This window comes from Methanoregula sp., from assembly GCA_026625165.1.
GTDB lineage: Archaea > Halobacteriota > Methanomicrobia > Methanomicrobiales > Methanospirillaceae > MVRE01.
Genome location: CP112999.1, coordinates 1,708,112 through 1,720,513 on the forward strand (window position 1 = coordinate 1,708,112; position 12,402 = coordinate 1,720,513).

Sequence of the window (12,402 nt, forward strand, 5' to 3'; positions counted from 1 at the left end):
TTTTAAAAAAAAGACAGGGGGACTCAGCGGTCAGTAAGAAAATGTGCCGTACTTCCCGCCGCCGCCCGGGTGCAGCGTTACCCTGCCGTTACGCAATGCATCGATGGCATCGGCCACCTTCGGGTTCAAGGCCCGGATTTCTGAGACGGGAGTGTTGGTGAGCACCTCGATCTCGTTCCCTAATGCAGCGATGAGTATATCGTAGACTGCCCGGCACTTTCTGGTGTGCGGCGACGATACCCCTTCAACGGTCCTTATGATCTGGCCGAGCGGGACCATGTGGAGGTAAGGGGGGCGTGGACGGGAAGCGGCGGTCGAGAGCTCGCGTGCACGGTCGTACACGCCTTTCTTGATGATGCCGCCGTCATCCGGGCACCGCCAAGCATGCCGGACCGCCTCTTTGAGCGAATACTGGGTAAAGCAGCGGACGCAGGCGGTGCGGTTGTACTTCCCCTCTTCCGGGAAGAACCCGGCATTTAACACGATCCTGCCGTTCTTCACCGCATCAAGGACTGAAGGTACATTCAGGGAAGTAAGTTCGAGCCGGTTAAACTCGCGGGCAAATTTCTCAGGCGCCGGGCTGTGGGCATCGGAATTGGAGAGGAACGGGATGCCATAAAGATCCGTAATACCGGCACCGTAACTGCTGTCGGCCGAGAGGCCGAGTTCAAGGAAGTCGATCGGTTCGGATCCATAGCAGCCGGAGACGGAGTCAAAATATGCATACATCGCTGTCCACGGGGTAAACGCGTGCGCAGGGCCGACCATCCCACCGGTCTCATGAACAATTTCTGCGATTGCCCCGCCAGAGAGGTAGACATGAGGCCGGCCTACCGATACGAGGCTCCTGCTGTGTGCAGAAAGCCGGTCCCGTAGTTCATCGAACTGCGAAAAATCCTCTGCAAGGATCAGGTGGTGCACACGGGACTGGTCTTCGACCTCTGCGGTCGGGACAACCACAACACCGGCGTTGTTTTCAAGAAAAGGGCGCCATGCCTGCTGCCACGCGGGGTGCAACGCGTCACCTGTCCCGAGAACGGAGATTCCCTTAATCTCGCATGCCGTGATTAGATGTTCGGGCACCATCGAACGGGAAACGGCGATCGAGTACGGGGAATGGATGTGCAGGTCGGCATTGGCGAGCATGGTATGGCCTGAATATTAGAGGGTTTTTGGATGTAATTAATGAGCATCATGGCGGGGGTTAGCCGCATTTTTTTACATGACGGATCCCCCGGGAGAAGATTTTTATTTCTCGTTGACAACGATAGTGAACACCGTTCCCGCCGTCCGGTCCAGTTCAATCGTCCCGAATAGCTGTTCGACAAGCGAGATGACGAGCCGGAGCCCGAGTGACTTGGCTTTGCGCCAGTCGAACTCCTGCGGGATGCCGACTCCGGTATCCTTATAGACAATAGTAAGCTGGCGTTCTTTTTGGTGGATCGCAATAGAGATCTCCCCGATTTTTCCGTCGGGAAACGCATGCTTTAAGGAGTTTGAGACCAGTTCATTGATCATCAGCCCGACCGGAATGGCAGTGTTGATATCGAGGGAAATATTCCGGATATCCGTACTGAACGTGACACCCTTCTCACTCCTGCCAAAAAACTGGAAAAGACTGTTGCCGAGGAACCGGACATAATTTCCAAGGTCAATCTTTGAGATGTCTTCGGACTGGTACAGTTTTTCGTGGACAAGTGACATTGCCATGACCCGGTTCTGGCACTCCCGGAATGCGGCAACTGTGTTCTCATCCGTCATATACCGGGACTGTAGTTTCAGTAACGAGATAATAATCTGGAGGTTGTTCTTCACCCGGTGGTGGATCTCGCGGAGCAGGACTACTTTTTCCTCTAAGGAGGCGTTAATCTGCTCTGTACGTTCTTTGACCCGTTGTTCAAGTTCTTCATTCAATTTTATGAGCGCCTCCTCTGCCCGTTTGCGATCACTGACGTCCCTGATCGATTCGATTGCTCCAGTGACATTACCATTCGTGTCATAGAGCGGGGATGCGATGAACCAGAGGTGGGCGCCCTTTCCGCCATAAAGACGCTGGATAAAAATTTCAGAGATAAATTTATCCCCTTTTTTCTGGATTGCAGGATACTTTTTCGTGATCTCCTCATTATCCCCAAATATCAGATCAATGAGGATCGGACGTCTCTCCCCGTAAAACGGGATGCCGTACTCATGATCCCCCTTTCCAATCATATCGCCCGCAGCAACACCGGTCATCTTTTCAATCGCCCGGTTCCATGCGATTATTTTTCCTTGCCGATCGATGGCAAATGTCGCATCCGGTATGAAACTGATGATATCAGAAAAACGGCGTTCTGAATCCTGTAATGCTTTTTCTGCCTGTTTTTGTTCAGTGATGTCTCTCCCAACAGTCTGGTATTCAACCACACGACCATCTTTATCAAAGATTGCACGATCACTCCAGCGTTGCCATCGGATCTCCCCGGAGGGCATTATGATCCGGTGATCGATTAAAGCAACCGGATTCTTTCGGGTCAGTGCTTTGATATGTTGCTTCATCCTTCTGGCATCATCCGGGGGAATATTCACATTGTGGTGCTTCCCGATGCATTCATCATTCTTCAACCCGAAATACCGGCAGTAGGCATCGTTGACAAACGTGAGCGTTCCATCCGATGTGAACCGGCAGATAAACTCCGTCTGGTCTTCTACGACGCTCCGGTACCGTTCCTCGCTCTCCCGCAGGGCCTCTTCCGCCCTGATGCTCTTGGTGATGTCCACTCCGATTGCAACGAATCTGGCGCCCTGCCCTTTTTCCCCCTCCAGTCCCCGGGTATTCCAGAGAATAACCTTCTGCCCACCGGATCTACAGTTGATAGTCGTCTCAAAATTCTGCAGGTACTTCTTTTCTTTGATAATCCCGGTGAGCGTATCGGTAATCTTTTTGCGGTAATCACGATCAGGATAGAGGGATCTCCATATCCGGTTGGTGCCGATCACCTCGTGTGCAGGGTATCCGCTGATCTCAGCAGCCGCATTATTCCAGAGCAGAATTTTGCCTTTTTCATCAAGCACCATCAGCCAGACATTGGCATTGGAAATAACGCTTTCCTGGAACAGACTCATCTCGCGGAGCTCTTCTTCTGCCCGCTTTCGCTCGGTCATATCACGTATAATGACAAGATCCGCAGGTTTCTTTTTGTACAGAATAACCCCTGCATTCAGCTCAGCATTGAACCTGCTCCCGTCCTTGTGCTTCAGTATCGTCTCGTAAACCGGTGGCGGTGTTTCCCCCGCCATTCTCTGTTTATAACGCTCGATAATCTCCTGCATGGCATCCGGATGGACAAAATCAGTCAGGGGTCTGCCTGTAATCTCTTCAATCGAACCTCCCCAGAGTTCACCAAGACGCTGGTTGGCAAATCTGACAATTCCGTCCTGTATAATTACGATACCATCATTTGCCCGCTCAATCAGGGTCCGGTATTTTTCTTCGCTGTCACGGAGAGCATCTTCTGTCGCGATAACATCAGTGATATCCCGTCCGACGGACTGGTATTCAACCACATGACCCTTCTTATCAAAGATTGCACGATCACTCCAGCGCTGCCACCGGATCTGGCCATCCGGCATGACGATGCGGTGCCTGAGTTCAGTGACCGGGTTTTCCGGAGTCAGTGCTTTGATATGTTCCCTCATCTTTCCGGCATCGTCCGGGGGAATATTCACTGTGTGGTGATTTCCGATGCATTCATTCCGATTTAACCCGAAATACCGGCAGTAGGCATCGTTGACAAACGTGAGGTTGCCCTCAGGAGTAAACCGGCAGACGAATTCTGTCTGGTCCTCGATAATGTTCCGGTACCGGTTCTCGCTCTGCTGCAGCGCCTCTTCCACCTGGATCCGCGCAATGCTGTTACCGATAAGTGAGGTAAAAGACTCCAGGATCGACCGGCTCTGCTCCGGTATTGAATCCAGTACGTGTGATGCGATATTAAAACAGGCAATGACACGCTCTTTATAAAGTATAGGTAATATTGCGATAGCATGAATTCCTTCCTTTGCCCGTTCCCCCCTGATAGGGACTTTCAGTGCCGGATATGTGGAATAAATATTTTTTTTGGCCAAAACCAGGCGGGCAGATGGTGAGTCAGTCGGAATATGAGTGGTTTCCCGGATAAATCCATCAGATAAACCGGAAGAACAGAAAAGGTCAAGGTCACCGGATTTCTGGTTGACTAGGTAAATACCGCCACTATCCATTCCGGAAAGCCGGATGGCTGCATCAAGGCACTGGGGTAATACCTCATCAAGTGTAGCAGCCGCTGCCAAAGCAAGGGATAAATTACGTTCCGTAAGGAGGATTTCATGAGCAGTAATGCCGGTTGATTCCTTAACGGTTTTTTTCATGGATTATATCGTGAGCAAATGGCTGTTTTTCATTGACTTATCAAACAAAGATTAAAAGATGCAATGCCGGGAGATTGGTCTTTTTCATACGCTTACATTACACGCTTCATCGATTAAGGTTTTGATCGGTTCTGTCTTATTTAAGAGAGCCTGAGGGAGAATAGGTGTGCAGTTTCGGCATTGGCGAGCATTCTGTTGAATGATTTTTGTGTCGTGCCTTTATTTGTCTCTCAAACATCCGAAAACATGGTCATCCGGAGCAGGTTAAAATTGAATTTCCCATAGCATATCACCGGACTACAGGGTTTCCCAATAAGGCAGTTAAAAAAAATTCTAAAAAGGATTCACCTGATACGGTTTGGATCAATCACCCAGGAGGTATGGAAATTTACTGGCGATCCGCCTTCAGCCGGCTGCACGATGAATGATACATCAAGGGTTCCCCCTTTTGAGAGTGAAGTAAAGTCCGCGTCAGATTCAACGACAACATAGTCCCGTGCGATTGCCGATGATCCAGGGTCAAGCGGAGGGGCATGGGCGCCCGAACCGCCATGCGAGACGCCGATGCCGCCGTGCGAGACTCCGGCCTGATCGGTAATTTTACTGTACCAGACCAGCTGGACCGGTTGGGTCCCGGAATTTGTTGCCCGGATATAAACATCAACAATCTTTTTTCCGGGTTTTGACGAGTCTGCTTCAATGTGATCAATCATGGCTGTGATTTTGTACGTCCCGTCCTGCAAAACCGCAGGTTCATTCATACTCAGGCTTTGAGCAGGCACTCCGGAAACCGGCTGGCCGGTTGTACAACCGGCAACAAGAACCATGCAGAGGATAATTGCACCGAGCACAATCGTTTTCATGATAAAAAAATTTTATCTCATATGATAAAATTCTGACTTTTTCCCTGCTGCGGACACCGGATACCCCATGAATTTGCTGACCGTGCGCATGGACTAATCGGGGTCCGGTTAAATCCGGAGGCGATGTAAATGAAATTTAAAAATTCAGAATTTCTCGTATTCCCGGTTGCCTGTGTCAGATTCTGTGTTAATGACTTCGTCGACAAATGTGACGATCTGGGTCATCAACAACGGGTCGAGGCTTTTTTCAGTAGCAAGGAAGATACCCGGGGAGTTCAAAATCTTCAGCTTGTTGGTGATGAAATGGATGAATTTTGAGATATTAATCGATGAAATATAGATTAACATTGTGCTGATTGAATCAAAAAGGATACAGGGTTTTTCGTCCGGGAAGGTATTGAGCACATCTGTAATGACAATGCCGAGATCGGTGATATTGGAGGGACTTTTAACAAACCTGCAGTTACCGGCTTCCGGGGGTATCCTTCCCAGCGCACACTTCGTGATTGCGTCGACAAACCAGATCTTTGAAAGGTCGAGCCCGTAGTTTTCGTAATTCTTTGCAAGCGTGGTATATGGCTGGTTGGTTGTGACGACGAGGACGGAATGCTTATCGAGAAGGAGCTGCCGGATGATCTCGCTGTTGTAGAGCTTCAGTTTTTCTGCAGGTGATATCACCAGGTAAATCTTTTTCTCGCTCGAGAGGCTGAATGAAAAGACCATGCCCTGCCCACATCACTGGTTTAAGAATTTTCTGAACGCGTCGGGAATATCACTGTTCTCATCAGTGACTTCCCGGTTTATCGTCTCAAGGTTCGTAAGTATCTGTTTGGTATTTTTTATCTGGATCATAAGCGAATCCTTCGTTTCCTGTGATGCCGGCCCGGGGTTTTCAGAGAGCGACTGGTAGATCGCCTGCAGGTTGTCAAGCATTAACCTGACGGGAAGTTTCAGCCGGAGGGTGTATTCGGTCATAAAACCGATAAGGGCGGCATGTTTTCTCTCGATCTCGTTCTTTGATGCGAGGATCTCTTTGTGGAACCTCTCTTTTTCTTCAGAAAGCAGCCCTACAAGTATGGCAGCACAGATGAACATGGATGCGTTCACAAGAGACGTCCATGTCAGCGTCTGCAGGAGAGTATAGGTTATGATAAGGTGCAGGGCCGCGAGGATGATGGCAATCCAGATCGCCTTTCTCTGGTACCAGACTCCCGCAATGATGATAAGGATATAATAGAACTGGGTATACCATGAGTCGATGTTGGTCCGGTAATGGATGACAATCTCACAAAAAATGCTGACTGACAGGAGCATCCCGATAATTACGACTTTCAGCCAGTTCTCTGGAATGGGACGCGTATCCACGGACAGAATTCTCCTATGTTATAACTCCGCATGAGTAAAAATAATATTTCCTGAAATTACTTTGGATGTATCCGCGGGATAAAAAAATTAGAATTTTAAAAATTTCCGTGAATTCCGGCAAAAAATGTGAGATAAAAAAAATTGGCCTGCCCTTACCCGATGTAACTCAGCTCGTCATCGCTCTGGAGCTTCTCGCCTTCGATTAAGCCCTCGATCATGCGCTCCATCTCAGCGGCACGGTCGTTGAGCTGGGTGGGGTCGACCGGGATATCCAGGAGCCTGGAGAGAAGGGCAAGCACGCTCGCGGCGCTCCGGGGGTCGACAATATAGCCGCTCGTCTCGCCCATGAGGCAGACGGCATCGATGTTCCTCAGGGCGCCAAGCCCTAAGAGGAGGCCCGCCGTACCGACAATGCCGCCCCCGCCGGGCTCGTCCCGCTGGAAGACAACGCCCGCCGCCTCGATCTCGGGGCGCAGACCGGCGTGGCTCACGGCACCGAGCACCCTTGGCTCCTCAACAAAGTGCCCGACGCCAAAGCCGCCGAGCGTGTAGATGCGCTGCACGCCGAGCTCTGCTGCGATGTCAAGGTACTGGTCGGTGAGGATGTAATGCCCCTCATTCGAGGTGCTCTGGTAGTCGCCGACAAGGAATACAAGGTCGCGGCCTTCAGTGTGGTGCAGGTAAAGCTCGTTCCTTACGAGCCGGGCGACACCGTTCTCCTCGATGATGACATGGGGGGGAAAATAGAGGGAATGGATCTCGGCGATCTTTTTGGCTCCGAGCATGTGGATCATGTATTCCGCGACGAGCTTGCCCACCTGCCCGATACCCGGAAGCCCCTCGATCAGGACGGGGGATTCGAGTTTCCGGTCCTTGAAATTGTCCAGGAACCTGACGCTGATATCTTCGATCACCGCACCATCCTCCGGTACTTCCCGTACTTGTCTTCAGGTGAAAAACGTGCCGGGTGCGCCGTCTCTGTCGGTGTACCGCAGGTGGGGCAGGTGAGTGAAAGAGTATAGGTCCGGTCAACGGGACAACGGCGGATCCGGCCGGTCATTGACTCTTCCCTGACTTGGGTTTCTTGACAAGCCTGCCCTCGCCGCCTGCCTTTTCCACGACCGCGATCGCGAGAGTGGCTGCCTTTTCTAACGCCTTTTCCGCTTTCTTGTAATCCGGCGCGGTTACCTTGATCCGGTACGTGGGTGCACCGAGGTAGAGGAGTTCGATATCCACACCGGCTATCTTTGGTTCTGCACTTTTGAGCGCTTTTTTTATGACGGAGATCCCGTCGGGCTGGGTGCAGGTGAGGATGAGGTTGCCCACAACCTCGACTCTTGGGACTTTGACGTTCTCGTGCGCTACATGCATCAGCGCTTCGGATGCTTTTTTGGAGAGCCCCAGTTTTTTTATCACCGGCTCGCCCTCAATAACAAGGTCTTCAAACACAGGGTAGAGGGCACCGTAACTCCCGATGATTATGTCCTCGATTGCCTTTGCGGGCTCATCGGCTGCCTTTGCGGCAAACCCGATCCACTTCTTTGCCTTGGACTCGTTCTTCCACTCGCGGATCTTCTCGCGCCGCTGGTGTTCGTTGACGTCCTTTAATGACAGGTCGATGTGGCCGCGGGACCTGTCCACGTTGAGCACTTTGCAGACAATCTTCTGCCCTTCCCGGATGTGGTCGCGGATGTACTTGATCCAGCCGGTTGCAATCTCAGAGATGGGAATGAGCCCCTGCCGCCCGTTATATTCATCCAGCGAGACAAACGCAACAAAGTCCTTTACGTTCTCGACTGTGCAGACGACAAGTTCCGATTCCTGGGGCCATTCCCTGTCTTGCATATCGTCACAATCACTTGAGATCTGCGAGGATCTCAGCCTTGAAGTTCGCTTTGCCGCCGGTGGGGGTGGCAAGTTCCTTTCCACAGACGACACAGTTCACAATTGTGCTCGCCTTTTCAAAGACGGTCTGCTCGTTCTCGCAGTCCGGACACTTCACTTTAAAAAACCTGCTCCGGTTCTCCCGGATTTCACGTACCATATTGCTCACTCCGTCAGTTCGAATTTCGCGACCCTGTACCCTTTGCGCAGGTGCGCTTTCCCGCAGGTGACGCACCGGTACCGCACGTTGATCTTCTTTGTGGGCTTGTCGCCACCGGGCACCTTGGAAAACTTGCCCATGTTGCCGATCGTTCCCCTGCGCGCTTTCTGCCGGTCGATCCAGTGCAGCCCTGTCGTCTTACCTTTCTTGACTTTCTCGACCTCGTGCACCTGATGGGTCCTGCAAAAAGGGCAGTAGGTCTTGAATTTTGCTGGCATTTTCATGAAAAATTACCCCGTTTATGATATCGAATACCAATACTATTTACTAAGATTCATATTTAATGCTATGTTGCGCTCGACAAGAACCTCTGCGTTCCGTTCCGGCAGCGTCACGATATCCCCTTTTCCCAGTGCATAAATCCTCCCGTCAACGCCCATGAACGCGTCCATATCGTCAAGCACCCGTACCAGCGCGTAGGGTGGGGAGATCGACGGGGATGCCGGTGCCGGGCCGGGGTGCGGGCCCTGTGACGGGACGGGTTCCTGTGCGATGTAAGGTTCCGGCTCATCGCCAAGAGGGAGCGATTGCCGGACAGTGGAGAGGAGCGCGCCCTGGCTGGCGCCGATTGCACTGACGATCCGGTCAAACATCTCGCGTTCGGCAGGGACCATCTTCTTTGTCTCTTCCCGGTCAAGGTAATCTCCCTGCGCCTGGCTCCCTGCAAGCGTGAGGATCTTCTTTGCGCGGATCACAAAGAGTTCGTGGGCGGTCTCCCGGATGCTCATCGTCTCCTCGATGAGCGCACGGGCTTCGTCGGAAAGCGGGTCTTCGATCGCGTACACCTTTTCAAGCAGCGAGGAGATTGCGGTATTCGCCCGGTCGAACAGGTCATGCGGTATCTGGTTCAACCGTCCCGTCTCCCGCTCGGAGAGGAGGACCTTACGCAGATCTTCAAGCTCCACCATGGGTAAACCTCACGCGATCTCAGCCATTCCGCGGCAGCATAAAAATACCGCCACCGCTTCGGGTACTGTAGTGATCCCTTTTTGGAGCTGATAAGTGCTTCCGAGCATCGGCGTGGGCCGGGGTACGGTCACGTCAACCCTGACATCCCGCGTCCCGAAGACCACGGCATCGGTCAGCGGGTCGAATGCGTCAAGGTTCCGGATCTCGATCTGCTGCACCCGCATCCCGCTCCCGCCATGCAGGGAGGTGGGCATCCGGATCAGGCGCTTTGTGTCCGTGGTTACCGGCTCGTCGGCAAGAGCTGCTGTCTCTAAAAGGCGCTTTTTAAACTCGCACTCGTCTGCCGTAACGATCTGGGAGAGCCCGCGGAATTTTCTTAACAGTTCTGCAGCCGGGGTATGGGTGAGCTCGGCGATGATCACCTCGCGTTTCTCAAGCAGTTCTTCTGCGGTCACCCGGCCGATCTGGGGGATTGCCGACAGGTGGGCAAGGGCTTCCTTGTGAGGGAGCGTCCCGAGCCACGTGAGATAACCAATAAGCGTTGTCCGGTAACGCGTCTGCCAGCCCCGGTGTGCGGGAGCAGTCTTTACGAGCATTGCCGCGGGGTCGATCCCGATCCCGCAGACATAATCGATCATCTCGCGGCGCTCCGCACTCCCCCATGACCTCACCGCGATATCCTTCACGTGGATATGGTACCCGCGCCCACCGGAGAAGACAACGTCGATTGTCTTTGGGTCGATGCCGAACTCTTCGGTGAGCATCCCAAGAAGTTTTTGTGCCTCCTCCTTGACCCTTGCCAACATCACGTCGTAGGGCCCCCGCATGATGTGATCGGCATCAAGGTCGAAGATGAGGTCTGCCCCCAGCCACCCTTTCTCCTTCATGGTCGGGGCGTCCGGCCGTTCGTAGTAGGCGACCGAGTAATACGCATGGGCGGGGACGAGGTTTTTTACGTATTCAAATAGTTCGTCCCGGCTGGAAAACCCGATATGCCTGCGCATGTGGATCTCGGGATAACCCGGGGAGAACAGGACAAAACCCCACTCCCTCTGTCCAATTGAGGGGGGAGCGACTAGCACGGTCTTTTTGTAGTATTCAGCAAACCGCTGCTTTACAAATTCAAGCGTGGCAGGCTTCATCCGGCGAACTCCCCTTTGGTGTGAGCTCCTGCAGGACGCGAACTCCTGCGGGCCAGCTCCTTTTCCATATATGGCCCTCTCCTCTCATATCCCTGCCTGCGGTAATACGGGCGGACACCGATCCCGCTCATGATGGCAAGTTTAGAGAACCCGGCACCGCGTGCAGTCTCTTCCGCATGGGCAAGGAGCATCTTCCCGTGGCTCCGGTGCTGGTACTCCTCGTCCTCGGCAGGCTTTCCCAGCGGGACGATGCTGCCGTACACGTGCAGCTCCCGCACCAGTGCGGCACCGTCCAGTTCCGGCATAAAAGCAGATGACGGGAACCGCAGGCGTGCAAACCCGATCAGCGAGTCGCCGGATACAGCGGAGATGAAATGCTCTTTCCCGCCGCAGCAATCGTAGGGGAAGTCCTGGATCTCAGCTTTGGCATCGGATGGCTGGCGCCCGATCTCCCGGCACCGGATGCAGCGGCACACCCTGCCCTGTTCCCTGAGCCTGTTCCGGGCGAGTTGCCGGAAATTGGAATGCTTTGACCCTGCCACGATCAGTTTTGCGGGGATATCCCGCTGTATCCGCTGGAGCCGGGTATATTCAGGGATCAGCGACTTTGCATACGCGATGAGGTCGACCATCTCGTCTTCTGAATACGGCGCGTAATCCCCTTTTTGCCAGAGCGACTCGATCTCGGAGCCGGGGGTGACGAGTGTGGGATAAATCTTTAAGAAATCCGGCCTGAACCGGGGGTCGGCAAATATGGTCTCAAACATCCTGCGGTCGGATGCGAGGTCGGCGCCCGGCAGGTTCGGCATCATGTGAAACCCTACTTTTAATCCTGCATCCCGGAGCAGCCCGTTTGCCTCAACGGTGTCGGCGACGGTGCACCCCCGGCGGTTGAGTGCAAGGATCCGGTCATCGGTGTGCTGGACGCCAATCTCGACCTTGGTTACTCCAAGAGAGAGCATCCGTCCGATATGCCCGCGTTTGCACCAGTCCGGGCGGGTCTCGAACGTGATCGCAACGCACCGGACACCTGCCTGTTCATTGGCAGCACTCACGGCCTCAAAATCGGGCGATGTCGTTGCCGGGCCTGATTCGACCGGGTAATCGTTCATCGCCTGAACACAGCGCAGAACAAACTCCTGCTGGTAGTCCGGGGGACGCGCCGTCATCGTACCGCCCATCACGATCAGTTCCGCCTTGTCCACGAGATGCCCGAGCAGCTCGAACTGCGCGAGGCGCGCCTGCACCTGCCGGTACGGGTCGTAGTTGTGCTCGCGGGCACGCAGCGCCGCAGGCTCCTCGCCCGTATAGCTCTGGGGGGATGCAAACGGGTGATCGGGGCCGCCGGGGCAGGGCAGGCATTTCCCGTGGGGGCATGGAGCAGGCGAGGTCATCACCGCGATCGGTGCAACACCGGAGAGCGTCCGGGACGGCTTGACCAGCAGCAGCCGGCGCAGTTTTTCCCGCTCTGGTGGAAGTGCGGCAGCAAGGAGTGCGGAATTTTTTGGAACCGCAGAAAGCCCGTACTTCTTGCAGACCGCAATCTTCTCTGCAATGATGCGCTCGTCACCGGCTTTGAGGGAGATGATGCGGGAGATGATCTCCCGGTACGCCTCCGCCTCGTTCATAA

The 12,402-nt window shown here is 53.6% G+C and carries 13 protein-coding genes; all 13 read right to left on the reverse strand.

All coding sequences use genetic code 11. The features are described 5' to 3' along the window. Nucleotides 1-30: 30 nt before the first annotated feature. The 13 genes from OS112_08945 to OS112_09005 all read right to left on the reverse strand — a co-directional run bounded on the left by OS112_08945 (nucleotide 31) and on the right by OS112_09005 (nucleotide 12,400). The gene (locus tag OS112_08945; protein ID WAC04577.1) at nucleotides 31-1,146 is read right to left on the reverse strand and encodes an endonuclease Q family protein; all 1,116 of its coding nucleotides are present in this window, start codon (nucleotides 1,144-1,146) and stop codon (nucleotides 31-33) included. A 102-nt stretch (nucleotides 1,147-1,248) separates the two neighbouring features. Continuing rightward, entirely contained in the window at nucleotides 1,249-4,389 is a 3,141-nt protein-coding gene (locus OS112_08950) for a PAS domain S-box protein (protein WAC04578.1), read from the reverse strand. A gap of 344 nt (nucleotides 4,390-4,733) precedes the next feature. Continuing rightward, nucleotides 4,734-5,252, reverse strand: a complete 519-nt coding sequence (locus OS112_08955) for a hypothetical protein (protein WAC04579.1) — start codon at nucleotides 5,250-5,252, stop codon at nucleotides 4,734-4,736. A gap of 144 nt (nucleotides 5,253-5,396) precedes the next feature. Then, nucleotides 5,397-5,975, reverse strand: a complete 579-nt coding sequence (locus tag OS112_08960) for a hypothetical protein (protein ID WAC04580.1) — start codon at nucleotides 5,973-5,975, stop codon at nucleotides 5,397-5,399. Between the two features lie 12 nt (nucleotides 5,976-5,987). After that, the gene (locus OS112_08965) at nucleotides 5,988-6,617 is read right to left on the reverse strand and encodes a hypothetical protein (protein ID WAC04581.1); all 630 of its coding nucleotides are present in this window, start codon (nucleotides 6,615-6,617) and stop codon (nucleotides 5,988-5,990) included. A 152-nt stretch (nucleotides 6,618-6,769) separates the two neighbouring features. Next, nucleotides 6,770-7,531 carry a proteasome assembly chaperone family protein gene (locus OS112_08970; GenBank protein ID WAC04582.1) on the reverse strand — a complete coding sequence of 254 codons (762 nt, stop codon included), beginning with the start codon at nucleotides 7,529-7,531 and terminating at the stop codon, nucleotides 6,770-6,772. Next, nucleotides 7,528-7,677: an RNA-protein complex protein Nop10 gene (locus tag OS112_08975; protein ID WAC04583.1), complete on the reverse strand. Its 150-nt coding sequence runs from the start codon at nucleotides 7,675-7,677 to the stop codon at nucleotides 7,528-7,530. The genes OS112_08970 and OS112_08975 overlap by 4 nt, the downstream gene beginning before the upstream one ends. Next, a complete protein-coding gene (locus OS112_08980) occupies nucleotides 7,674-8,462 on the reverse strand; it encodes a translation initiation factor IF-2 subunit alpha (GenBank protein ID WAC04584.1) in 789 nt (262 codons plus the stop codon). Before OS112_08980 ends, OS112_08975 begins: the two co-directional genes overlap by 4 nt. A gap of 10 nt (nucleotides 8,463-8,472) precedes the next feature. Then, complete coding sequence (locus OS112_08985) at nucleotides 8,473-8,661, reverse strand: 30S ribosomal protein S27e (GenBank protein WAC04585.1); 189 nt, start codon at nucleotides 8,659-8,661, stop codon at nucleotides 8,473-8,475. Between the two features lie 5 nt (nucleotides 8,662-8,666). Continuing rightward, nucleotides 8,667-8,945, reverse strand: coding sequence for a 50S ribosomal protein L44e (locus OS112_08990; protein ID WAC04586.1), 279 nt, complete (start codon nucleotides 8,943-8,945; stop codon nucleotides 8,667-8,669). Nucleotides 8,946-8,981: 36 nt separating this feature from the next. Further along, a complete protein-coding gene (locus tag OS112_08995; protein WAC04587.1) occupies nucleotides 8,982-9,629 on the reverse strand; it encodes a hypothetical protein in 648 nt (215 codons plus the stop codon). Nucleotides 9,630-9,638: 9 nt separating this feature from the next. Further along, complete coding sequence (gene priS / locus OS112_09000; protein ID WAC04588.1) at nucleotides 9,639-10,772, reverse strand: DNA primase catalytic subunit PriS; 1,134 nt, start codon at nucleotides 10,770-10,772, stop codon at nucleotides 9,639-9,641. Further along, nucleotides 10,769-12,400, reverse strand: a complete 1,632-nt coding sequence (locus OS112_09005) for a tRNA uridine(34) 5-carboxymethylaminomethyl modification radical SAM/GNAT enzyme Elp3 (GenBank protein WAC04589.1) — start codon at nucleotides 12,398-12,400, stop codon at nucleotides 10,769-10,771. Before OS112_09005 ends, priS begins: the two co-directional genes overlap by 4 nt. Nucleotides 12,401-12,402 lie beyond the last annotated feature (2 nt).